The following is a 20,135-nucleotide window of genomic DNA, read 5'->3' on the forward strand; positions in this document are numbered from 1 at the left end:
CGTCACTCATTCGTGCCCCCGCACCAGGTCGTTGAAGTCCTTGCCGGACGGCGAGCGGGCCACGCGCACCTCGATCCGGTATTCGTCGCGCAGGCGCTTCACGGCCCGTTCCAGCAGGGCCACCGCCTGGGGCCGGTCCCAATCGTTATCGGCGGCGATGATCAGGCTGCGCGTGAAAGGATACGGCTCATAGGCCAGCAGGCCGGGCAGGCTTCCGGCCGCGTCCACGCGCAGCTCTGGCGTCATCCATGCGATCGACAGGCCATCCTCGACCCCCTCGCACACCACCACGTCCTCAAGGTGCCCGACGCGGGCGGCGGCATCCGAGGGCTTCAGGCCCTTGGCACCGCGCCACAGCCGCATGGCAGAGCCCGCCGCATTGGGCCAGATCTTGCGCGGCGGGTTCAGGTCGGCCTTCTCGCCCGGCCGGGTGGGGTCGATCCAGATGCGGTGCATGGCCGCGAACGCCCCCTTGGCCAGCGTCATGGCCGTCACCAAGGCCGGGCCGGTGTGCGCCACCACACCGTCATCGTCGAACCAGTCTTCCTGCGGCGAAAACCGCACCGCGCGGGGCAGGCGCGGCAGCTCGTCAAGCGGAATGCCGCGTGCCTCCAGATAGCGCGCGCCGTCACAGCCCCGCACCTGGCCGCGCGTCGGCTCCAGCGGGCGGGCCTCGCGCCATCTGGCAAAGGCCACGGCGCGCTGGCGCTCCAGCCTCGTGGCCGCGTCACGCTGGCGGGCCTCGGCCCGGCGGCGGGCCGCCTCGGCACGGGCCGCCAGGGCGCGGGCCTGGTCGGGATCGCTGCGGCCCAGGCCGAAGTGCCCGCGTGCCCAGCGCAGGGCCTCGCCCCGCGCGGCGCTGTCCTTGCGCCCGCCGGTCAGGGTGCAGGCGATCAGGTCCAGCCCGTCGCCGAACAGGCCGCCCGCCCAGTCGTTCCAGCGACCGGCGCGCGGGTAAATCTCGATTTCCAGCTTGGGCCGATGGTGGCCATCCCAGGGCGCGAAGGCATACAGCATCCGGCGCGTGCGCTTCGCCACGCGGATCGACAGGGCGTCGGCCACGTCCTCGATGCTGTCGTTGATAAGCGCACAGAGCTGGCGCACGTCATCGCTCATGGGGCACCGCCGTCCAGCTCGCGGCGCAGCAGCACTTCCTGTTCCCACAGGCCCGCCCGCGCGGTGACGGCGGCCCGGCGGCGGGTGCGCGAGATGGCCACGCGGCCGTCCTCGATGTCCTCGGGGTGATCGCCGTCGCGCTGGCGCAGATAGCTCTCGGCCGCGCTCTCGACCGCCTGGCGGCTCACGCCCAGCACGGCGGCGATGCGGCTGGCGGCCACGCGCGCGACCACGACGCACAGGGCGGCGGCGTGGGACCGGGCCTTCTGGGCCGGGCTGGCGTTGATGCCGCGCCCGCGCGCCGGTTCGGCCAGCACCGCGCGCACCGGCAGGCCGTGCTGGCGGGCGGCAAACTCGGCCACCTTCAGGATCAGGCCGAAATCCACGATGTCCATGGCCTCGGCCGTCACCTCGGCCCGGCGCACCGTCACCCTGGCGGCCTCACCGGGGGCCAGGGCAAAGCGCTGGCGCACCAGCTCGGCCCGGCGCGCGGCGCGTTGCAGGGCGATCCAGCTCTCCAGGTCGGGGCGCAGGTCTTCGGGCATCACGCCCGCCGCGTCGGCCACGCGGAACACCCAGGCGCGCGGCACCCGGCGCCAGCGCGCGGGCTTCTGGTGCCGCTCGCCCAGCCTGCGGGCCAGCGCGCGCACGCCGCCGCACTTCTCGATGGCCAGCTGCATCCCGGCATCGCGAACCGCACCCCCCATCACGATCACCCGTCGATGTCGGCGCGCGGGGGCAGGGGCGGCGCGACGGGCACGGGCACGCCGCGCTCACGGCTGGCATAGGGCGCGATCATGGCGCGAAGGCGAAAGGCCCAGCGCTGCATGGGCTCCAGCAGGGCCGCGCGGCCCTCGTCATCCATGCGCACCCACGCCTGCACCGCCCATTTCAGGGTGGTGGCCATGCTGAACAGGGCGGCATTGGCCGCCGGGCTCATCACCGGCGGCAGTCCGGCGGCCAGCGCGCCCATGTGGCCCAGGCGCAAGGCCCATGGCTCCATCTGGCCGGGCGCGGGTTCGGCCACGGCGCTCTCGACCATGGCCACCAGGTGCAGCCACTCGTCGACCACGCGGGGATCGGGCGCGCTCATGCCAGCGCCTCCTGTTCCGCCAGCCCGCCCCACTGGTCGGCCATGGCTTCGGCGATGCCGCTGAAAAACCGGCTGCGCTCGCGCGCGCGATCCGGTCCCGGCGGCATCCGGTGCACGCGCGGCTCGCGCCCGCTCACGACATTCGTGGGCACCAGCGGCGGCAGGCCTCGCAGCCACAGGCAGGTGCGCTTGCTCTCACCGTGTCCGAACTGCCACGGCTGCACCGACTGGGCGGGCGGGCGATAATCGCGGATCAGCGCCTTGGCGTGGCGGTGCATGACCGGGTTCTCGATGCAGACCCGCTCGATGGGGGCGGTCCAGAAGTCGGAGAACAGGGCGGCGGCCTCGGCCAGCTCGGCGCGCATTTCCTCGCGGGTGCGGCCCGGCGGCGGCGTGTGCAGCCAGCGCACACCGCTGTTGCAAAGGCGCGTGCACGGCGGATGCGCCACCATCAGCAAGTCCCAGCCATCGTTCAGGTGGTCGCGCGCGTCGCCCCGGATATGACGGTTGGAACCGTCCTCGGCGGGCAGCAGATCGCAGGACCAGGCATCGTGCCCGCGCGCGGCAAAGGCCCGCCGCACCGTCCCGCTGAACTCGCAGGCCACCAGCACACGCAGGGCGCGGCTCATCACTGCACCCCCTGCATGATCTCGGCCACGGTCGGCACATGGCTTTCCGGGCGCACCTTGCCATCGGTGACGATCACGATGCGGGCGCGCAGGGCCGGGCTGGGCTCCTTGCGGGCGGGGTGCCCGAACGGGCGGCGCATGGCGTTGACCATGGCGCGCGAGCATCCGAACAGGCGCGCGCCCTCGCCGTCGGTCAGGCCCCGCTCTCGCATCCAGATGTCCAGATCGGGCAGGCGCCGCGCGACCGCATTTGACGCAACGGCGGCACTATCTGGGGTGATGGCAGGAGCGGACACACGCATCGGGGGCAGCCTCGGGAGTGGAAGTCAGCCCGAATGGGGAGGGTGATTTGGTGGCATCTGTCAACGCCATTTCGTATCATTTGTGTGGACATTGATACGGCTATGCTGTTCATAACGTCGCTATGTCGTCGCTCGCGCACAGGTCTGAACCGTGGCTACGGGGCTCCATGCCTCGTATCAGCGACCGTATCTCCGCCAGTCAGGCCCTGCACCGCCAGCGGATCGGCGCGGCCCTGCGCATTCTGCGCCAGCGTGCGGCGCTTTCGCAGGAGGAGCTGGCGCACCGCGTCGGCATCCATCACCAGTCCCTGCGCAACTACGAGACCGGCAAGCGCGCGGTCGACGACGCCCTGCTGGCGCGCCTGCTTGAGGCCACCGGCCACGATCACGACGCCCTGCAAGCGGAGATGCGCAACCTGGAGCCCGCGCCTGCGCCCGAGCCCAGCCGCCTGCCCGCCTCGCCGGTTGTCGTGCTGCCCGTGGGCGGCGTCGCCCACGGCGGCGGGCTGCATCCCAACGTCTATGACGGCGGGAGCGAGGCCGAGGTGATCGACTTTGCCGAGTTCTTCAAGCCGGGCACGCGGGTGCTGCGGCTGGCGGGAATGTCGATGTATCCCTATGCCGACAGCGGCGGATTCGTGACCTACAACCCGCGCCATCCCGCCCGGCGGGGGCAGGGCTGCGTGATCGAGTTCAATGACGGGGCCTTTGCCGTCAAGCGGTTCGAGCGCATGGACGCCGAAAGCCTGCACGTCACGGAGCTATACCCCGTCGAGCGCGAGCTGACCTTCCCGCTGTCAGAGGTCCGGGGCGTCTATGCCATCGGCCTGCGGGGCGAATAGGCCGCACAGGGCTGCGCGCAACTCATCCGCCCTCATCGCCTGAAGATCGGCCAGGACGGTCATGTCGTGGGCCGCGTCGGCGCGCTCGCGCAGCACCCGCCTGACCGTTCCCAGCAGGGGGTCGCGCACGCCATCGCGTGAAAGGCTGGCGGGCAACCCGTCCGCCATGCGTTGCAGCATCACCCGCTCGAAGACCAGTCCCTCGAACAGCTCCTGCGCCGTCTCGTGCAACAGATCGGCCATGGCGCAGGCTTCGGCGTCAGGCGCGGGCTCGTAGGCCGCTTCCGCCTCGGCATCGGGCGGGCCGGACAGGATCAGGGACAGCAGCGCGATCAGCATGAAAGCCATGCTGGCGCAGTTTTTTCCGCGTGGCCAGCGCCGTGCCCGTGTCAACGGTGATACGGCAAAACCGTATCAATCTCGTATAAATCTGTTGACACCTGCTACAAAGCAGGGGCGATATTCCCCCCGTCACCGCCGGGTCGCGGCTGTGGTGGCGGGCGCCGCGCCCCCTCCCGGTCGGCCTTGCCGCCCCCCTTGCACGAGGAACGCGGCCCGGCGGTGGCGACCGATCCATTCCCAGGAGGGGACCATGACCGACCACACCGACTATCCCGAAATCTATGCCGATGGCCCGCTGGCGGGCCTGGCGCGGCGCCAGCGTGTGCACGAGAGCGCCGACATCATCCAGCTGGCGCGTGTCGCCAACCGCGCCGTGCCCAGCCGGGCAGAGCGCGCCGCCTACATGCGCGGGCTGGAAAAGGGGCGCGAGCTGGCCATGCAGGCCATGCGCACCGGCTACGCGCCCATGCCGCAGCGGGACGAGCCCCCGGCGCGCGGGCTCGCCACCGCCGTGCTGGCCCTGGCCACCCTCGCCATCGCGGCGGCGATCCTGTGGGGGGCCGCGTGATGGCAAAGATCATCATTGATGTGGATCCCAACGGCGGCGTGCTCCTGCGACATCAAGACTGCGCGCCTCACGATCTGGCACGCGCGGCGGGCGCCCTGTGCCGCGAGCTGGAGGCGGGAGGGAAATCCGGCACCACGCCACACCATCGCCAGAAGCTCGAAGATGCGCTCCGGGCCGAGCGCGAACGGGCGAGGCTACTCATCAACAGCCTGCGTGATGTGCACCCCGATCTTGGCACCTGGGCGGAAGGTCGGATCGCGGAAGGCTCGACACCGCGCTCCCTCATCATGCTGGTCAAGCAAGCCCTCAGGACTGTCGAAGCCGAAAGCGAGGCCGCGTGATGGCATCCATAATCATCACACTGGCCAAAGAGGCGTATGGCGGCACCGAACTGGTGGTTCAAGCGGAAAGCTGCACCCCCCGCGACCTTCTGATTGCCGCTCGCGCGCTCCTGACCGAGGCCGGCCATCAGGCATCAAGCGACCGCGACTGCGCCGACTGCCTGTCCTGCCAGGAAGTTCACGCGCTGGCCAACGCGGGCCTCAAGGCCTGCGACCCGCACGGTCATCAGCGCCGGATTGGCGACTTGCCCGAGGCTATCCAATGAACGCCGCACGGGACGCCGCCTATCTGGAAAACGCCCGTCATCACTACGGCCTGTCCTTCGCGTCGTGCATCGCGGCGGCCGCGAATAACCCCGACATCTGGTGGAGCGGGCGCGGCCCGCGCTGATCCACCCCGACCTTTCCCCCCGCGCAACTCAAGGAGCAACGCGCATGTCAAACGGTAACGCATCCCCTTTCATCGGCCAGCACGTCCTCGTGCGCACCTATTCGGCGGGTGTCCACCTGGGCGAACTGGTGTCGAAGGACGGCACCAACGTCATCCTCAAAGGCGCGCGGCGCCTGTGGCGATGGTATGGCGCCTTCACCCTGTCCGAGGCCTCGCAAAAGGGCGTGGCCAAGAACAGCCGGATCGCCGCCCCGGTCCCTCTGATCGAGCTGACCGAGGCCATCGAGATCATCCCCACCACGGATGAGGCCCGCGCGACCTTCGAGGCCATCCATGAGAAGGCGTGATCCGAGCACAAGCAATGTGAACGGCTACGGCTCCGGCGACGGCTCCGGCTCCGGCTACGGCTCCGGCGACGGCTCCGGCGACGGCTCCGGCTACGGCTCCGGCTACGGCTACGGCGACGGCTACGGCTCCGGCTCCGGCTACGGCGACGGCTACGGCGACGGCTACGGCTCCGGCTCCGGCTCCGGCTACGGCGACGGCTACGGCTCCGGCTCCGGCTCCGGCTACGGCGACGGCTACGGCGACGGCTACGGCTCCGGCTCCGGCTACGGCTACGGCGACGGCTACGGCTACGGCTCCGGCGACGGCTCCGGCGACGGCTGAATACCGCGCGCTCGCGCGGCGCTCCTTCGGGTCGCTGCCGCGCGAGCGCGCGGTATCCCAAGACCTGCCACCTCGATCATCATTCCCCCGACTGATCTTCCCCCGGACCAGCTTCCATGAAGAAACCCGCCAGATCACCACGCAAGCGCCCATCGTGGACATCCCGTGGTCCGCGCGCGGCCCATCAGAAAGCATCGGCTGCTGCGCCGCCCATCGTGCTCGACATGCACGAGCTGGCCACGCTGGCGGCTGTCCAGAGGGCGGGGCCTGACGGCCTGTGCATCGGCATCGACCTGCCTGTCAGCCAGGCCCTGCGCCTGGCAGTCGCCGGTCGCATCACCATCGGCAACGGACGCGCGCGCCCACACATTCCCCCCGGAGCCCAGAGCAATGACTGACACCCCTGATATACGGCAGTGGCTAGACGAGACGGAGGGCTACGGCACTCGCATGGAGCGCCTTGTCGAAGACCTTGAGAACGGAGCCGACATCATTCCGTGGCTCGAAGCCGCAGCAGCCCTCGCAGCCTCTCCCCCCCCATCTCAGGCGGCCATCGACGTGCTGGCAGAGCGACAGCGCCCTGATCGCGGGCGGCCTGGTCGGGCTGGCGGTCATGTGCCTGGTCACGCCCGCCGGATCGCTGGCGTGGCACGTCGCCGCGGGCCTGTCCTTCGCGTCGTGCATCGCGGCGGCCGCCAACAACCCCGACATCTGGTGGAGCGGGCGATGACTGACGGGTGGAAAGAGGCGGCTCTCAAGGCGCTTGATGAAGCCCGTGCGGACGTTGAAGCGGGGACCGAGCCGACGCATGTGGTCGTCTCGTTCATCGGTCAGGTGGACCTCGCCAACGAGCGCCCGCTGACGGTCTACACCAATCAGTCATGGGCGGTCCTTCGCCAGTTCTTCGCATACGCAGCGTGGCGGTTCGCGGTCAAAGCCGAAGAAGAAATCTCCGAAAAACTCAACACCGGCCTCACCGCCCTCGCGCAGGAGCCTGACCAATGACGCATGACCTTGACGCCCTCGGCCAGCGCCTCAGAGCAATGGGCGCGCCCGGGGATTACGGATACAGCACTCCGGCCGGAAAGGCGCTGCTCCTCGCGCACCAGCTGCTGATCACGGCCCTCAGCATCCGCCCCCCATCTCAGGCGGCCATCGACGTGCTGGCAGAGCGACAGCGCCAGATCGAGGTCGAGGGCTGGACGCCGGATCATGATGACGAACACCGTGACGGTGCGCTCGCCAATGCAGCGGCGGCCTATGCCCACTGCGCGTCTTTGCCTGATCGGCTGCGCAAGTGTGTCACAGGCATCTATTCCATAAGCAACAACGGGACCCTGCGCCACCTTTGGCCGTGGGCCTCGACGTGGTGGAAACCGACGACGCGCCGCCGTGACCTCGTGAAAGCCTGTGCGCTGCTCCTCGCCGAAATCGACCGCATGGATCGGGCATGCGCGCGATCCGCCGGACAGGAGGGCGAGACCAATGACTGACACCCCTCGCCAGGCGCTGCACGCGGCGGCGCGCACCCTGCTCGCGCGGGCGGCGCTGCTGCTCCAGGGCGCGGGCGTCACCCGGCGCGAGCTGCCACCCGCCGTGGTGGCGCTCGAGGTGGCCGAGAAGGCCCTGCGCGCGGCGCTGGCCGAGGCCCTGGGCACGGCGCCTGCGCGCGATCAGGGCGAGCTGGCCGAGGCGCTGGCCGTGCGGCTGGGGGCGATCCAGGCCGATCTTGTGCTGGGCCGCCCGATTGATTGCCAGATCGACACCCTGCGCCGCGCCGATGAAACCCGCCTCGATGCCCTCGACCGGCGCCAGCTCACCCTCGCGCAGGCCCAGCCGCGCCGCGCTCTCACCCGCCGCCCGCCCCTGCGGGTGGTGTCCTGACCGCTCACCACACAGGAGGCCCTACCGTGAGCAAACGAACCCACCCCCTCGACCGTGACGGCGACGGCAAGCCCGGCGGCTCCCTGCCCGGCAACGCCACCGCCCCCTTTGCCGGTGCCACCGATCAGGCCGCCGAACAGACCGGCGATGAGGCCGCCACTGATAGGCCCGCCGACGATGCGACCACGGTGTCAGAGCCCGAGACGGAAACCCCCGCCGACGATGCGACCACGGCCACCGATCAGGCCACCGATCAGGCCACCGATCAGACCGCCGGTGACACCCCCGCCAAGGATGCCGACACCGCCGCCGCCGACAAGGCCCCCACCATCGCCAAGGCCGTCAAGGCCGATCAGGCCATGCGCGAGGCCGATGCCAGGGCGAAGGCCAAGGCTGGCGCGAAGGTCCAGATCGCCGATGACCTGCTGGTGCGTTTCGGCGGGGCAGAGCGCCACTACCTGACCGAGGACGGCTACTCGCCCAGCTATCGCGCCCCGTTCATCAGCGAGGATGACGCCAAGGCCCTGATCGACGCGGGCCTGGCCGAAAGCGTGCCCAGCATGGGCTGGCGCGGCGGCATCCGTCCCACCCCGGCCGGGCGGCTGGCCGTCCACCGGGCGGCGCGGCGGGCACAGCAGCACCGCGACGCCCTGCGCCGCGCGGACTGACCATGGCGGGCGCGGATGGCCAGCATCAGAGCGTGGGCCTGCGACAGGCCGCGCATCTGCTGGGCCGGTCCTACGACTGGCTCCAGCGGCACTGGCGCACGCTGGACGGCTTTCCGCGCCCCGTCCTTGGCGCCAGCCCGCGCGCCCGCCCGCTCTGGCCTGCCTGGGCCATTCTCGACTGGCGCGACGGCAGGCGGTTCGCGCCGGACGTACCGCTCTATCTCCAGCGCGCCGCGCCCTCGATCTCGCCGATCTCGCCCATCTCGCCGACACCGGCAGCGGCCAACACCGACGCCGAACCCCGACCGACACCGACGAAGGGCGGGGGCACCATCACGGGCCGGGCCGCGCGCCTCTTGGCCTCGGCAGGCCGATAGTCCACCATAGCCGCCCGCCCGCCCCTGCACCTCCCGATGGCCAGCCCCACAGGCCCGCTCATGTCACCATCCCCCCGCACCGCCTCACGCACGCCCGCCGCTCACCGGCTTTCGGGGCTGCGCATCGGCCTGAAATGGCGAGACGGCCGCCCGCGCTGGGAACCGTCGCCCAGCAGCCGCCGCGCCGGTATCGGCGGCGTCGATCTGCGCGAGGCTGACGGCACATGGATGTCGCCCGGCCGCGCCGTCGAGGTGGCAGAGGCCCGCTGCGAATGGGCGGCCATCCTGCGCGACGCCCTGGGCGACGATGCCGACCGCGCGGCCGAGGCCCGTGCCGTGCTGGGCGAGGCCATTGCCAACCTGCCCCCCGTGCCTGTCGAGCCGGAGCGCGCGCGGGTGCGGGTGCTGATCGGGGATCTGATCGACAGGGCGCGCGCTCTCGCCGATCTGCCGCCGGAACAACGGGCGAAGGGCGCGCGCACCGTGGCCGCGCTCTGCGACGCCTATCTGGCCGATGCGGAGGCCATGGCCGCCCTGCGACCGGCCAGCCAGAAAATTTATTGCCTGATGCTTGCCAAGCTGAAGGCCAGCCCGCTGGGCACCATGCCCGCCGATCAGGTCACGCGCGCCGATATGCGGGCCTGGTATCTCGACCTGATCGAGGCCGTCAGCATCAGCACGGCCAATGTGGCCCTGGGCGCGGCCGGGGCGGCGTTCCGCTGGGGCACATGGCAGCGCCCCGCCTGGGTCAGCGTCAGCCCCTGCGAGCGGCTGGGCCGCCGGGCCGCACCGGGGCGGCTGGTGTTCTGGACCCGCGAGGAAGAAGAAGCCTTCGTCACCTGGTGCGACGCCAACGGCTTCGAGGACGTGGCCGATTGCCTGACCCTCTGCCTGTGGACGGGCGCGCGCCAGAGCGACGTGTGCGCGGCCAGCCTCGATGACCTGTCGGGCGACACCTGGCGCTATCTGCCGATCAAGACCGCGCGTGGCGGGCGCGAGGCCCTGCCGGGCCTGCTGGAGCCCGTGCGCCGCCGCGTGCGACGCCGCCGCGACGAGCTGGCGCGGGAACTGGCGGCGGGGGCACCGCCGCGCATCGGCCGGGTGCCCATGCTCTGGCACGCCAGCACGGGCGCGCCCCATGGCTCGCGCTCGATCTCCCTGCGGTTCCGCACGGCGCGCACCGCCGCCCTGGCGGCCGGTGCGGTCCCGGCCAGCGTGGCAGATCGTCAGTTGCGTGACGCGCGCGACACCTGCCTGACGCGCCTGTTCGATGCCACCTCGTCCATCGACCGCCTGTGCGCCTGGACGGGCCATGCGCGTGCCGATGCCGAAAGCGTGCTGCGCCGCCACTACGTCACGCTTCAGGAGGGCGGGGCCATGGAAACGGCGCGCTCGCTGGAACGCTGGGCCAGCGCACAGGGCTTTGCCGTGCTGGGCGAGGGCTGACGCCCGCGCCACCGCCCCGCCAGCGGAACAAAAGCGCACAAAGTCGGACGTCCGACTTCGCCCGAAGTCGGAAATGCCCCCCGAAAGTCGGACGCCCCCTTGCCGGAAAAGGCCCGGCGATGCCTGCCACTAACAGGATTCAGTAACGCTCGTTTAAGGGCGATCACCCTATGTCTTGCGGTCGGGTGCCGACCGCGGTGCCCGCGCGAAAGGATAGCGGAGACGCAGATGGGCAGGGCGGGAAGATCGCGCCGGGCTGGGCGGGGAGGGCTGATGCTGGCCGGCTGTGCCGCCGCGCTCGCCATGTCCGGCCCCGTTGATGCCCAGAGTGCTGGTGGTCAAAGCGCCCAAACGCAGAGTGTCCCGGCCCACAGGGTTTCGGCCCGGACGCAACCCCAGACACAGAGCCGGACGCTCCCCCAGACCCGCTATCTGAGCTGGGCAGGAAGACCCTCAGCGCAAGGTGCGCAGGCCCCGGCCAGCACCGGCGTTGCCGTAGGCACTGAGCGCTCCTCGCCGGCCGAGTCCATGCCCGTGCGGGCCGAGGCGGCACCGACGCGTGCGTATGCTGCCGGGGTCCAGAACGGCCTCACCCCCTCGCCCCTGCTGGCGCGTCCTGATCTGGGCGTGATCGCGAGCCCGCGCGCTGTGACACCAGCGGCCCCCGTCAGCGCCGCAAGACCTGAAGCGGCTGGCACGCTGGCGGTACCGATCACCAATGCACAGCCCCGACCCGCGCCGCTCAGCCCTGGCCAGCCCGCGCCCGCCAGTGCACCCGCCAGTGCGCCCGCCAGTGCACCCGCTGCGTCGGCTGCGGCATCAGTGCCGGCCCCAAATCCCCCCCAGCCGCGCGTTCAGGCCGATCACGACACCGCCCGCTATTATTCCGTGCATCGCGGTAACGGGCGCGAGCCCGACGCGCCGGTAATCCCGCAGCCCTTCTTCCTCGACCATGCGCCGGTCGATCTGGCCGAGCCGCCGCCGCCGCCGACGCTGCGCAACGGACGGGGCCTGGCCCCCAGCATTGCCGAGCAGGGCGAGCCATGAGCGATGGCGAGAGCATGGCCCCCTCGCGCCTCGGCGATCTGATCGCCCTGGCGAAGGAGCCCTCCAGCGAGAAGCGCCGCCTGCTGCTGCGCGAGCTGACCGACCAGTTCTTTGGCGCGCCCGAGCAGAGCCCGGTCGAGAACGAGCTTTACGGTGCGGTGCTGGAGCGCCTGGCCGAAGACATGGAAGAAGCGGTGCGCGCCGAGCTGTCGCAGCGCTTTGCCCAGTCCATGAGCGGGCCTGCGCGCCTGGTGCGAAGGCTGGCGCTGGATGAATGCGCCAGTGTAGCCAGCCCGGTGCTGGAGCGCTCGCGCGTGCTGGACGAGGCGGTGCTGATGGAGGTGGCGCGCACGCGCTCGCAGGAGCATCTGCGCGCCGTCAGCCGCCGTGAACAGGTCTCGCAGGGCGTCTCTGACCTGATCGTCCAGCGCGGCGATGACGAGACGCTGGGCACGCTGCTGGGCAACGAGGGGGCGGAGCTGTCACGCGGTGCCCACGAGCAGGCGGTCGAGCGTGCCAGCGCCAATCCGCACCTGCACGAGGCGGTCATCGCGCGCAAGTCCATGCCGCCGGACCTGCTCAACGAGATGTATTTCGTGGTCGAGGCGCGCCTGCGCCAGAAGATCCTGGAGCGCAACGCGGCGCTGGACCCCGCCCTGCTGGAAGCGGCTCTGGCGGCGGGGCGCGGCAAGCTGGCCAGCGAGGACGACAGCTATCCGCCCGACTACGAGGAAGCGCTGCTCTATGTGCGCGAGCTGCACGCCGCCAGTCAGCTGACGCCCCAGGTGCTGGCGCGCTTCCTGCGCTCGAACGGGCGCACACATTTCCTGATTGCCCTGGCACTGCTGGCGGACATCGATTTTCACACCGCGCGCAAGATCGTCTCGACGACCCAGATCGATGCTCTGGCGGTGGTATGCAAGGCGGCGGGCCTGGATCGCGCGCTGTTCCTGACCTATGCGGTGGTGCTGCTGAACGACACGGGTGATGCCATGGGCCATGCGCGCACCTATGCCCAGCTCTATAACGAACTGACCCCCGAGACAGCCCACCGCACCTTGCGCTTCTGGCGGATGCGGCGCGAGGCGAGGGCGGCCTAGGTCGAGATCAGGTTCCCGCCGTTTCCATGATGACCTCGCGCATGGCGCGCGCTTCGCTGGCAAGGGCTGCGTTGGCGTGCTCGCCCGCTATCGCTTCGGCCTCCCACAGCGCCTCGGCCAGAGGTGTCAGCTCGGCACCGGCACCTACCAGCTCGTTGCGCGCCAGGGTGGTTCGCGCCAGGGCAATCTGCAAGGCCGCCCACTCCAGCCCCTGATCGGCACCGCGCGTCAGCGCCAGCTTGCGGCGCAGGCGATGGAGAACGCGGTCGAGCGCCTCGCTGTCGCCATCGCCCATGGCCCGCGCAATGCCGAGACGCGCGCGCGCCTCCAGCACGGCGGCACCCAGCACCAGCCCACGCCCGAGGGTGAGGCGCTCGGCCACCGCCAGACCATCGGTGTCGGCCACCATGTCTTCGGGATCGCGCACGCTGTGAATGGCGATCTGCATGGCGGCGAAGTCGAGCGGGCTGTGCTCGGCATGGAAATGGTCCGAAGCCGTGGCGACGAGCTGGCGCGCCCGCTCCAGCAGGCCCGCGTCCTGCCCCAGCGCCGCAAGACGCGCCAGGCCGATGCCGAGCAGCGCCAGCGCCCGCCCGCGCGTAAGCGGATGCAGGTCGGGATCGTGCGCCCCGATGATCCTGCGCAGGTCACGACCCGACTGGTCCAGCATGGCGGTATCGGAGTGCCGCAGACCCACTTCGAGCATCAGGGCGGCACGCTCCATGCGAAGGCTCGAGACTTCGAGCGCCGGTGCGCGATGGCGCTCCAGGGCATGAAGGGCGGCATCCATCAGGGCGGCACCGGCACGGATGAGCGACAGATCGTTGCCTGCCCGGCAGGCAAAGCCCTTCAGCCGCGCGTGCAGGGCCACCATGCGCGCGCCCCACAACCCCGGCGCCGGGGCCGCGCAGAGGCGCTGCTCGGCCACGTGCAGCGGCTGCTCGCCGCCCCACAGCTCGGCCTCGGTCAGGTGGGCGCTGACCTCGGCGTGTAGCGCCATGGTGCGCTCCTGACGATTGCGGGCCGCATCGGCGGCGTCCTCGGCGGCCTGAAAGGCGCGCCTCAGGCTGTCGCGGTCGCCCGTGCGGCGCATGTGCTCGGTATAGAGGCGGCTGGCGCGGGCATAGTCGCGCGCGGGCCTGCGGCAGGAGGGGCGCCCGGCCTCGGCGGCGATCTGGGCGGCATGGAGACGGATCATGTCGGGTGCCGCCAGCTCGATCCAGTCGTCGGCCTCGTCGGCGCGCCAGAGCGACAGCAGCCGGTGCCACTCGCGAGCCATGGGATGAGGATCAAAGGCGCTCATTTTGCGTGTTTCCGTCCCGCTTCGGGACCAGGGCGGCCCCGCATTGCTGCTCCGTGCAAATTCGTGTCCATCGAGGAGGCTAACGCCGTGCGCGCCGGGCCGTTGCAGGCAGGGGCGGGCGATAACGACAACGGGAATTTTCCGCGGCCCGTCCTCACATGGCCCCTTGGCGTGGCGGGTCTGATGGGCGTAGGTCTGCGCAAACAAACGAACACGACCGTCAGGATCTCTCACCCCATGTCAGGCTTTTCCCTGCCCGAGCTGGCGCTGAACCCCTATGTGGCGCTGGCGGTCGGCTTCGTCCTGCTCATTTTCGGCGGCGACCTGCTGGTGCGCGGGGCCACGACCACCGCCGAGCGCATGGGGGTCTCGCCCCTGATGATCGGCCTGACGCTGGTGGCGCTGGGCACCTCGGCGCCCGAGCTGGTGACCAGCCTGACCGCCGCCTTCCGCGACTCGCCGGGCATCGCGGTGGGCAATGTGGTCGGCTCGAACATCGCCAACATCCTCTTGATCCTCGGGGTCACGGCGGTGCTCACGCCGCTGATGGTGGACAGGACGGCCTTCCGGCGCGACGGACTGGTGCTGGTGCTGGCCACCTTGCTGACCGTGGTGGTGGTGCTGACGGGCCAGCTTTCGAGCTGGCTGGGCTGGGTGATGCTGGTGGCGCTGGTGGCCTACACGATCTGGGCCTATATGACCGAGCGCACCAGCCATGATGCCGAGGCCGTGCGCCACGAGCACCGCGCGGAAGAAGTGCACAAGGCCCCGCCCAACATCTTTCTGGCGCTGGGGCTGGCGCTGGCGGGCATCGGCCTGACGGTGGCGGGCGCGCGCATACTGGTCGATGGTGCCGTCGAGGTGGCCGGCCAGCTGGGCGTGTCGGATGCGGTGATCGGCCTGACGGTGGTGGCGGTGGGAACCTCGCTGCCCGAGCTGGGCGCCAGCGTCATCGCCGCGGTGCGCAGGCAGGCCGACATCGCGCTGGGCAATGTGATCGGCTCGAACATCTACAATATGCTGTTCATCCTGGGGGCCACGGCGGTCGTCAAGCCCATCCCGGTGCCCGCCGAGATTGCGCGCGTGGACGTCTGGGTCATGCTGGCGGCGACGCTGGCGCTGGTGCTGATCGTGCGCGGAGGCTGGCGCATCAGCCGCTGGGAGGGCGCGGGCCTGCTGGGTGCATACGGGGCCTATATCGGCTGGATGGCCTGGAGCAATCTGGCCTGAGCGGGGGCAGAACCCGGGCTTTTTGACCTCGCTGCCCGCCATGCCTAGGGTGAGTCCGGGTGATCAGTGATGATCGGGCGGAGGGCCGGATGTGATCAGGCATCTGATTGACGAGGACGCTCAGCGCGTGATCGTGCGTATCGACGAGCACTCCAGCGGTGCCCAGTCGGTGTCACTGACGCTGAAACTGGCGCAGGCGCGGCCCGAGCTGTTCGACTGGGACTGGGTTTACGATGTGCGCGAGGCACGCGGCGAGGTCTCAAATGCGGACGTGGCGCGCACAGCCGAGGCCTTCAATGCCCACCAGACCCGGCACGCCTGGACCCTGTTCGTGACCATGGACGCGCACTTCGGCCTGTGGGCCAGGGTGATGGATCACCAGTTCAACAAGCGGGTGCATCTGTCGAGCGGCACGCTGGAGGACGCTCTTGAGCGTCTGGATCGGCTGCGGGCAGCGCAGGATGGCGATCCGGTCAGCCGCGCTCCCTCGTCTTCTGGAAAGTGACCGCAGGAAACCGCTCGGCGACGTAGCCCGTCTCCCATGACGACTTGGCCAGGAACACGCGATTGGCGTCGATGTCGGTGGCCATCTGGGCGCGATATTTGGAGGCGAAGTCCTCGACGGCGGCCTCGCCCTGACCCTGGGCCGGAACGATCCAGCGCGCCTCGGCGTAGGGCGAGGGCTCGAACAGGCACTCAAGGCCGTATTCCTCGCCCAGCCGGTCGGCCATGACCTCGAACTGGAGCTGGCCGACGGCCCCCACGATGAAATCGGCACCGATCTCGGGGCGGAAAAGCTGGGTCACGCCCTCTTCGGCGAGGCTCTCCAGCGCCTTTTTCAGATGCTTGGCCTTGAGCGGATCCTTGACGCGCACGCGCTGCAGGATTTCGGGGGCGAAATTGGGCAGGCCCGCAAAGCGGAGCTGGCCGCTTTCGGACAGGCTGTCGCCCACACGCAGGACCCCGTGGTTGGGAATGCCGATCACGTCACCGGCAAAGGCGTTGTCTGCAACCTCGCGGTCCGAGGCGAAGAACATCATCGGCGCATTGACCGAAATCTGACGCCCGGTGTTCTGCACCTTCAGCTTCATGCCACGGCGGAAGGTGCCGGAGGTGAGCCGCAGCATGGCGATGCGGTCGCGGTGGTTGGGGTCCATATTGGCCTGGACCTTGAACACGAAGCCCGAGACCTGGGCCGCGCCCGGCTCGATCTCGCCGCCCTCGATGCCCTCGACCGGTGCGGCCCTGGGCGGCGGTGCCCACGCGCCGATGGCCTCCAGAAGCTGATCGACACCGAAGTGCCGCAGGGCCGACCCGAACAGCACCGGGGTCATGTGACCTTCGAGGAAGGCCTTGTGGTCGAAGCGCTTGAAGCCCTCGCGCACCAGCTCTGCGGTCTCGCTCAGGGTGTCGTGCTCGCCCTCCTCGAAGAAGGCTGCCGCCTGATCGAGCGGCAGGGGAGCGGGATGGCCCTCGTCCTCGGCGTCAGACGAATCGCGCCGCGCATAGGGCAGGAACTGATCGGAGCGCAGGTCCAGCATGCCGCGAAAGCGGCGCCCGCTCTCGGACGGCCAGTAGATCGGCACCGGATCGAGGGCGAGCTGGGAGGCGATTTCGTCCAGCAGGGCGATGGGATCGAGCGCCTCGCGGTCCATCTTGTTGATGAAGGTGATGATCGGAATGTCGCGCAGGCGGCAGACCTCGAACAGCTTGAGGGTCTGCGGCTCGATGCCCTTGGCCGCGTCCAGCACCATGATGGCGGCGTCGGCGGCGGTGAGGGTGCGATAAGTGTCTTCCGAGAAGTCTTCGTGGCCGGGCGTGTCGAGCAGATTGAACATCAGCCCGGCGTGATCGAAGGTCATGACCGAGGCGGACACCGAGATGCCGCGCTCTTTCTCGATCTTCATCCAGTCTGAACGGGTTCGGCGGTTCTCGCCACGCGCACGCACGGCTCCGGCCGCACGGATGGCACCGCCCGCCAGCAGCAGATGCTCGGTCAGGGTCGTCTTGCCCGCGTCGGGGTGCGAGATGATGGCGAAGGTGCGCCGACGCGCAGCCTCGCGAACGGGATCGGCCCTGGCACTGGTGCGCGCTTCGGCGGGGCCGGGGGAGGCTGCGGACGGATCAGGGCTCATGGGCGCGGGGGTTAGCGCGCCCGCAGGCGTTTGTCACCAGAGAGCCGCGCCCGAAGGATGCGCGCGGGGCGGAAAACGCACCGGCGCGTCCTCGTCATCGAGGGGCAGCTCCACGATCTCGTCATCCCATTCGATCAGCAGGCCCGCGCGGGCCATCTCGGCCTGTTCGATCAGGCCGCGTGCATGGGCGGCAAAGGTGCGGCTGTGCGGATCAGTGGCCAGGGGCAGCAGAACATTGATGGCCTCGTTGTATTCGCTCGCATGAAGCAGCGCGCGCGCATAGGCAAAACGCACGGTGGAGACCTGGGGCGCCAGCTCGAAGGCGGCATAGAGGGTGTTCAGATCGTTCTCGTTGGGAAAGTCGGGACTGCCCGTGCGCAGCGTGGAGAGCATCATCAAGGTGCGATAGTCGTCGGGATCGGCCTGATAGGCCCTCGCCAGATAACCACGCGCGGTATCCATCTGGGCGTTGATGCGCGCGTGATCCTCGGTGCCGAGCGCCTCGCCGCGCGGGCCGTCCAGAAGATCGAGAAGATAGGCCCAGCCCATGGCCTGCAATGCCTCGGCATCGTCCGGGTGAGCGCTGATCCAGTCCGAAAGGATCGCCTGACCGGACGGGCGGTCGCCGCGCATGATCTCGGCGCTGGCCAGGGTCAGCTCGGCCATCCTGTCGCCGCGATGGCGGGCCGCGCGCTGACGGATCAGCCCCAGCACCTCGTCGTCCTCGCGCCCCCAGCCCGCGCGCAGGCGCTGGCGCAGCAGGATCAGGTCATCGGCGCTGGGCGGCAGGGTGGTGACGGTGACATCGGGCACCGGGAAGGTGTTTTCGCGCAGCACCGTGACGGGAATGCCTGCGCGCACGTAGCGCTGGAGCGCCTCATTGAGCTGGCGGATGGTCATGCCCGTGGCCGTCTCCATGGCCTCGACGCTGTCCAGACCGGCGCGGATGTTATGGACATAGGCCAGCAGCTGGCGCACCCGCACCGCGTCTCCGAGGAAATAGTGCGTCAGCGCCCACGACTGGGCGTAATACATGGCGACCGCTTCCGAGTTACCCATCTCCCAGGTGTTGCGCGTCAGGATCACTTCCAGCGGCATCCACGACGCATTCGCCAGCCAGTAGGCGCGGTTCTCGTTGTGCAGGCCGATGCGGATGCGGTTGGGGCGGATCTCGGCCGTCATGAAATATTCGGCGTATCCCTCCACCAGCCAGGACGGATAGCCCGCCGCGAAGTGCTGGAACATGAAATGGTGCGCATATTCATGGAAGGTGGTGGCCATGTCGCCGCGCGCACGCACCGCCGTGCCGAACAGGTCGGTATCGCCCGCCCAGTAGAAGCCGAGCGTGTCCGTGCTGATCCGGGGGTTGATGGCCTGAAGCTGGCGCTGGTTGCCGACCAGATAAAGCTCCAGCTTGCGCTGCGGGATACCGCCGGGGTCGATGCCGTGGCGCCAGCGCAGGATGGCGTCATAGACCTCGAGCTGCTGGACATATTCGCGCAGCGAGCGCTCGTCACCGTCCGAATAGACGATGAAGCGGGGGCTTTCGGCGCGCAGCCAGCGTGCCTCGGCAGAGCCCGCAGACGCGATCACGAGCATCAGCGCGGCAATGAACACGCCACCCAGGCGCAGCAACAGCGACAGCATCGGAAGATTCCCCCCGCGGAGCCGGCTCGTCGTCCCCGCCACACGCATTGATGGTGCCTGAAACATTACGGCAGGAGGGGTTGCGCGTCCACCCGGCCAGGTTGCGGTGCGCCGCAAGGATGCACCGTTTTGCCAATCCGCGCACAAGCGCCTAAACAGCGCGGCCATATGCCGATGCTTTTCCTCTCCCGCCCCAAGTTCCTCGCATGAACGCCAAGCCCAGCCCCTTCATCGAGGGCGAAGTCCTGTGGGTGCGCCACTGGACCGACACCCTGTTCAGTTTTGCCATCACCCGTGACGAGGGATTCCGCTTCCGCTCGGGCGAGTTCGTGATGATCGGCCTGCCCTCGCAGGACGGCGCCAAGCCCGTGATGCGCGCCTATTCCATCGCCAGCCCCATGTGGGCGGAGACGCTGGAGTTCTTCTCGATCAAGGTGCCGGACGGGCCGCTGACCTCGCGGCTCCAGAAAATCCAGCCCGGCGATACGGTGCTGATGGGCCGCAAGCCCACGGGCACGCTGGTGCTCGATGCGCTGACGGGGGCCGAGAGACTCTATCTGATCGGCACGGGCACGGGGCTGGCCCCATGGCTGAGCGTGGCGCGCGACCCCGAGACCTATCAGAGGTTCAGCCATGTGACGGTGGTGCACTCCGTGCGCAATGTCGCCGATCTGGCCTACCGCGACCTGTTCGAGGGCGGCATCTTCGACGACCCGCTGATCGGTGACGAGGCGCGCACGCAGCTGCGCTACTATCCCACGGTGACGCGCGAGGCGTTTGCCACACAGGGGCGCATCACGGACCGCATCCGCTCGGGCGCCTTCTTTGCCGATCTGGGGCTGGAGACCGGCTTTGATCCAGCACGCGACCGCGTCATGCTGTGCGGCTCCATGGCCATGATCAAGGAGACGGCGGACATCCTGGAAGGGTTCGGCCTGAAGGAAGGCTCCAATGCGGAGCCCGGCGACTATGTGCTCGAGCGGGCCTTCGTGGGCTGAGGAGACG

Annotated in this window: 28 protein-coding genes; 19 read left to right on the forward strand and 9 right to left on the reverse strand. The window is 69.7% G+C overall.

Annotation, left to right across the window (positions count from 1 at the left end; translation table 11 throughout):
* Window positions 1-6: 6 nt before the first annotated feature.
* Genes ACK4E3_RS10545 through ACK4E3_RS10565 form a run of 5 tightly spaced genes read right to left on the reverse strand, consistent with a single transcriptional unit; the run spans window position 7 to window position 3,140 of the window.
* Window positions 7-1,116, reverse strand: a complete 1,110-nt coding sequence (locus ACK4E3_RS10545) for a toprim domain-containing protein (protein WP_409700273.1) — start codon at window positions 1,114-1,116, stop codon at window positions 7-9.
* Window positions 1,113-1,823 (reverse strand): hypothetical protein, encoded by a 711-nt coding sequence (locus ACK4E3_RS10550; protein WP_409700277.1) that lies wholly within the window; start codon window positions 1,821-1,823, stop codon window positions 1,113-1,115. Before ACK4E3_RS10550 ends, ACK4E3_RS10545 begins: the two co-directional genes overlap by 4 nt.
* Before the next feature lie 5 nt (window positions 1,824-1,828).
* A complete protein-coding gene (locus ACK4E3_RS10555) occupies window positions 1,829-2,209 on the reverse strand; it encodes a hypothetical protein (protein WP_409700280.1) in 381 nt (126 codons plus the stop codon).
* Window positions 2,206-2,838: a hypothetical protein gene (locus ACK4E3_RS10560; RefSeq protein WP_409700282.1), complete on the reverse strand. Its 633-nt coding sequence runs from the start codon at window positions 2,836-2,838 to the stop codon at window positions 2,206-2,208. The genes ACK4E3_RS10555 and ACK4E3_RS10560 overlap by 4 nt, the downstream gene beginning before the upstream one ends.
* The gene (locus tag ACK4E3_RS10565; protein ID WP_409700285.1) at window positions 2,838-3,140 is read right to left on the reverse strand and encodes a hypothetical protein; all 303 of its coding nucleotides are present in this window, start codon (window positions 3,138-3,140) and stop codon (window positions 2,838-2,840) included. Before ACK4E3_RS10565 ends, ACK4E3_RS10560 begins: the two co-directional genes overlap by 1 nt.
* A 167-nt stretch (window positions 3,141-3,307) precedes the next feature.
* Here ACK4E3_RS10565 and ACK4E3_RS10570 point away from each other — a divergent pair, with 167 nt between their 5' ends.
* Window positions 3,308-3,982: a helix-turn-helix domain-containing protein gene (locus ACK4E3_RS10570; RefSeq protein WP_409700288.1), complete on the forward strand. Its 675-nt coding sequence runs from the start codon at window positions 3,308-3,310 to the stop codon at window positions 3,980-3,982.
* Here the strand turns inward: ACK4E3_RS10570 and ACK4E3_RS10575 are convergent.
* Window positions 3,938-4,321: a hypothetical protein gene (locus ACK4E3_RS10575; protein ID WP_409700291.1), complete on the reverse strand. Its 384-nt coding sequence runs from the start codon at window positions 4,319-4,321 to the stop codon at window positions 3,938-3,940. The genes ACK4E3_RS10570 and ACK4E3_RS10575 overlap by 45 nt on opposite strands.
* Window positions 4,322-4,574: 253 nt before the next feature.
* Between ACK4E3_RS10575 and ACK4E3_RS10580 the strand changes: the two genes are divergently transcribed.
* The 15 genes from ACK4E3_RS10580 to ACK4E3_RS10650 all read left to right on the forward strand — a co-directional run bounded on the left by ACK4E3_RS10580 (window position 4,575) and on the right by ACK4E3_RS10650 (window position 12,815).
* Window positions 4,575-4,892 (forward strand): hypothetical protein, encoded by a 318-nt coding sequence (locus ACK4E3_RS10580; RefSeq protein ID WP_409700294.1) that lies wholly within the window; start codon window positions 4,575-4,577, stop codon window positions 4,890-4,892.
* A complete protein-coding gene (locus ACK4E3_RS10585; protein ID WP_409700297.1) occupies window positions 4,892-5,233 on the forward strand; it encodes a hypothetical protein in 342 nt (113 codons plus the stop codon). The genes ACK4E3_RS10580 and ACK4E3_RS10585 overlap by 1 nt, the downstream gene beginning before the upstream one ends.
* Complete coding sequence (locus ACK4E3_RS10590) at window positions 5,230-5,499, forward strand: hypothetical protein (protein ID WP_409700300.1); 270 nt, start codon at window positions 5,230-5,232, stop codon at window positions 5,497-5,499. Before ACK4E3_RS10585 ends, ACK4E3_RS10590 begins: the two co-directional genes overlap by 4 nt.
* A complete protein-coding gene (locus ACK4E3_RS10595) occupies window positions 5,496-5,624 on the forward strand; it encodes a hypothetical protein (RefSeq protein WP_409700303.1) in 129 nt (42 codons plus the stop codon). The genes ACK4E3_RS10590 and ACK4E3_RS10595 overlap by 4 nt, the downstream gene beginning before the upstream one ends.
* Before the next feature lie 44 nt (window positions 5,625-5,668).
* Entirely contained in the window at window positions 5,669-5,971 is a 303-nt protein-coding gene (locus tag ACK4E3_RS10600; protein ID WP_409700305.1) for a DUF6948 domain-containing protein, read from the forward strand.
* 16 nt (window positions 5,972-5,987) lie between these two features.
* Window positions 5,988-6,293, forward strand: a complete 306-nt coding sequence (locus tag ACK4E3_RS10605) for a hypothetical protein (RefSeq protein ID WP_409700308.1) — start codon at window positions 5,988-5,990, stop codon at window positions 6,291-6,293.
* Window positions 6,294-6,409: 116 nt separating this feature from the next.
* Window positions 6,410-6,691: a hypothetical protein gene (locus ACK4E3_RS10610; RefSeq protein WP_409700311.1), complete on the forward strand. Its 282-nt coding sequence runs from the start codon at window positions 6,410-6,412 to the stop codon at window positions 6,689-6,691.
* Window positions 6,684-7,298 carry a hypothetical protein gene (locus ACK4E3_RS10615; RefSeq protein ID WP_409700314.1) on the forward strand — a complete coding sequence of 205 codons (615 nt, stop codon included), beginning with the start codon at window positions 6,684-6,686 and terminating at the stop codon, window positions 7,296-7,298. Before ACK4E3_RS10610 ends, ACK4E3_RS10615 begins: the two co-directional genes overlap by 8 nt.
* The gene (locus ACK4E3_RS10620) at window positions 7,295-7,786 is read left to right on the forward strand and encodes a hypothetical protein (protein WP_409700317.1); all 492 of its coding nucleotides are present in this window, start codon (window positions 7,295-7,297) and stop codon (window positions 7,784-7,786) included. Before ACK4E3_RS10615 ends, ACK4E3_RS10620 begins: the two co-directional genes overlap by 4 nt.
* Window positions 7,779-8,177: a hypothetical protein gene (locus ACK4E3_RS10625; protein ID WP_409700320.1), complete on the forward strand. Its 399-nt coding sequence runs from the start codon at window positions 7,779-7,781 to the stop codon at window positions 8,175-8,177. The genes ACK4E3_RS10620 and ACK4E3_RS10625 overlap by 8 nt, the downstream gene beginning before the upstream one ends.
* A gap of 26 nt (window positions 8,178-8,203) precedes the next feature.
* Complete coding sequence (locus ACK4E3_RS10630) at window positions 8,204-8,845, forward strand: hypothetical protein (RefSeq protein ID WP_409700323.1); 642 nt, start codon at window positions 8,204-8,206, stop codon at window positions 8,843-8,845.
* A 2-nt stretch (window positions 8,846-8,847) separates the two neighbouring features.
* On the forward strand, window positions 8,848-9,222 hold the full coding sequence (locus tag ACK4E3_RS10635) for a hypothetical protein (protein ID WP_409700326.1): 375 nt from the start codon (window positions 8,848-8,850) through the stop codon (window positions 9,220-9,222).
* A 60-nt stretch (window positions 9,223-9,282) separates the two neighbouring features.
* On the forward strand, window positions 9,283-10,668 hold the full coding sequence (locus ACK4E3_RS10640) for a hypothetical protein (protein WP_409700329.1): 1,386 nt from the start codon (window positions 9,283-9,285) through the stop codon (window positions 10,666-10,668).
* A 528-nt stretch (window positions 10,669-11,196) separates the two neighbouring features.
* A complete protein-coding gene (locus ACK4E3_RS10645) occupies window positions 11,197-11,715 on the forward strand; it encodes a hypothetical protein (RefSeq protein WP_409700331.1) in 519 nt (172 codons plus the stop codon).
* On the forward strand, window positions 11,712-12,815 hold the full coding sequence (locus ACK4E3_RS10650; protein ID WP_409700334.1) for a DUF2336 domain-containing protein: 1,104 nt from the start codon (window positions 11,712-11,714) through the stop codon (window positions 12,813-12,815). Before ACK4E3_RS10645 ends, ACK4E3_RS10650 begins: the two co-directional genes overlap by 4 nt.
* A gap of 7 nt (window positions 12,816-12,822) precedes the next feature.
* Here ACK4E3_RS10650 and ACK4E3_RS10655 read toward each other — a convergent pair whose 3' ends face one another.
* A complete protein-coding gene (locus ACK4E3_RS10655) occupies window positions 12,823-14,118 on the reverse strand; it encodes a hypothetical protein (RefSeq protein WP_409700337.1) in 1,296 nt (431 codons plus the stop codon).
* Window positions 14,119-14,355: 237 nt separating this feature from the next.
* Between ACK4E3_RS10655 and ACK4E3_RS10660 the strand changes: the two genes are divergently transcribed.
* Window positions 14,356-15,348, forward strand: coding sequence for a calcium/sodium antiporter (locus ACK4E3_RS10660; RefSeq protein WP_409700340.1), 993 nt, complete (start codon window positions 14,356-14,358; stop codon window positions 15,346-15,348).
* 91 nt (window positions 15,349-15,439) lie between these two features.
* Window positions 15,440-15,853: a hypothetical protein gene (locus ACK4E3_RS10665; RefSeq protein WP_409700343.1), complete on the forward strand. Its 414-nt coding sequence runs from the start codon at window positions 15,440-15,442 to the stop codon at window positions 15,851-15,853.
* Here the strand turns inward: ACK4E3_RS10665 and ACK4E3_RS10670 are convergent.
* A complete protein-coding gene (locus tag ACK4E3_RS10670) occupies window positions 15,822-17,483 on the reverse strand; it encodes a peptide chain release factor 3 (RefSeq protein WP_409700346.1) in 1,662 nt (553 codons plus the stop codon). The genes ACK4E3_RS10665 and ACK4E3_RS10670 overlap by 32 nt on opposite strands.
* Window positions 17,484-17,516: 33 nt before the next feature.
* Window positions 17,517-19,130: a hypothetical protein gene (locus tag ACK4E3_RS10675; protein ID WP_409700349.1), complete on the reverse strand. Its 1,614-nt coding sequence runs from the start codon at window positions 19,128-19,130 to the stop codon at window positions 17,517-17,519.
* Window positions 19,131-19,336: 206 nt separating this feature from the next.
* Here ACK4E3_RS10675 and ACK4E3_RS10680 point away from each other — a divergent pair, with 206 nt between their 5' ends.
* The gene (locus ACK4E3_RS10680; RefSeq protein WP_409700352.1) at window positions 19,337-20,128 is read left to right on the forward strand and encodes a ferredoxin--NADP reductase; all 792 of its coding nucleotides are present in this window, start codon (window positions 19,337-19,339) and stop codon (window positions 20,126-20,128) included.
* The last annotated feature ends 7 nt before the right edge of the window (window positions 20,129-20,135 follow it).

The sequence above is a fragment of the Brevundimonas sp. genome, from assembly GCF_046299595.1.
Lineage (GTDB): Bacteria > Pseudomonadota > Alphaproteobacteria > Caulobacterales > Caulobacteraceae > Brevundimonas.

Coding starts and splice junctions, on each gene's coding strand:
- ACK4E3_RS10565 (WP_409700285.1), bottom strand. CDS start 3,140: ATGCGTGTGTCCGCTCCTGCCATCACCCCAGATAGTGCCGCCGTTGCG.
- ACK4E3_RS10675 (WP_409700349.1), bottom strand. CDS start 19,130: ATGCTGTCGCTGTTGCTGCGCCTGGGTGGCGTGTTCATTGCCGCGCTG.
- ACK4E3_RS10600 (WP_409700305.1), top strand. CDS start 5,669: ATGTCAAACGGTAACGCATCCCCTTTCATCGGCCAGCACGTCCTCGTG.
- ACK4E3_RS10635 (WP_409700326.1), top strand. CDS start 8,848: ATGGCGGGCGCGGATGGCCAGCATCAGAGCGTGGGCCTGCGACAGGCC.
- ACK4E3_RS10670 (WP_409700346.1), bottom strand. CDS start 17,483: ATGAGCCCTGATCCGTCCGCAGCCTCCCCCGGCCCCGCCGAAGCGCGC.
- ACK4E3_RS10595 (WP_409700303.1), top strand. CDS start 5,496: ATGAACGCCGCACGGGACGCCGCCTATCTGGAAAACGCCCGTCATCAC.
- ACK4E3_RS10680 (WP_409700352.1), top strand. CDS start 19,337: ATGAACGCCAAGCCCAGCCCCTTCATCGAGGGCGAAGTCCTGTGGGTG.
- ACK4E3_RS10620 (WP_409700317.1), top strand. CDS start 7,295: ATGACGCATGACCTTGACGCCCTCGGCCAGCGCCTCAGAGCAATGGGC.
- ACK4E3_RS10615 (WP_409700314.1), top strand. CDS start 6,684: ATGACTGACACCCCTGATATACGGCAGTGGCTAGACGAGACGGAGGGC.
- ACK4E3_RS10655 (WP_409700337.1), bottom strand. CDS start 14,118: ATGAGCGCCTTTGATCCTCATCCCATGGCTCGCGAGTGGCACCGGCTG.
- ACK4E3_RS10585 (WP_409700297.1), top strand. CDS start 4,892: ATGGCAAAGATCATCATTGATGTGGATCCCAACGGCGGCGTGCTCCTG.
- ACK4E3_RS10645 (WP_409700331.1), top strand. CDS start 11,197: ATGCCCGTGCGGGCCGAGGCGGCACCGACGCGTGCGTATGCTGCCGGG.
- ACK4E3_RS10640 (WP_409700329.1), top strand. CDS start 9,283: ATGTCACCATCCCCCCGCACCGCCTCACGCACGCCCGCCGCTCACCGG.
- ACK4E3_RS10650 (WP_409700334.1), top strand. CDS start 11,712: ATGAGCGATGGCGAGAGCATGGCCCCCTCGCGCCTCGGCGATCTGATC.
- ACK4E3_RS10660 (WP_409700340.1), top strand. CDS start 14,356: ATGTCAGGCTTTTCCCTGCCCGAGCTGGCGCTGAACCCCTATGTGGCG.
- ACK4E3_RS10580 (WP_409700294.1), top strand. CDS start 4,575: ATGACCGACCACACCGACTATCCCGAAATCTATGCCGATGGCCCGCTG.
- ACK4E3_RS10560 (WP_409700282.1), bottom strand. CDS start 2,838: ATGAGCCGCGCCCTGCGTGTGCTGGTGGCCTGCGAGTTCAGCGGGACG.
- ACK4E3_RS10550 (WP_409700277.1), bottom strand. CDS start 1,823: ATGGGGGGTGCGGTTCGCGATGCCGGGATGCAGCTGGCCATCGAGAAG.
- ACK4E3_RS10555 (WP_409700280.1), bottom strand. CDS start 2,209: ATGAGCGCGCCCGATCCCCGCGTGGTCGACGAGTGGCTGCACCTGGTG.
- ACK4E3_RS10575 (WP_409700291.1), bottom strand. CDS start 4,321: ATGCTGATCGCGCTGCTGTCCCTGATCCTGTCCGGCCCGCCCGATGCC.
- ACK4E3_RS10610 (WP_409700311.1), top strand. CDS start 6,410: ATGAAGAAACCCGCCAGATCACCACGCAAGCGCCCATCGTGGACATCC.
- ACK4E3_RS10545 (WP_409700273.1), bottom strand. CDS start 1,116: ATGAGCGATGACGTGCGCCAGCTCTGTGCGCTTATCAACGACAGCATC.
- ACK4E3_RS10625 (WP_409700320.1), top strand. CDS start 7,779: ATGACTGACACCCCTCGCCAGGCGCTGCACGCGGCGGCGCGCACCCTG.
- ACK4E3_RS10570 (WP_409700288.1), top strand. CDS start 3,308: ATGCCTCGTATCAGCGACCGTATCTCCGCCAGTCAGGCCCTGCACCGC.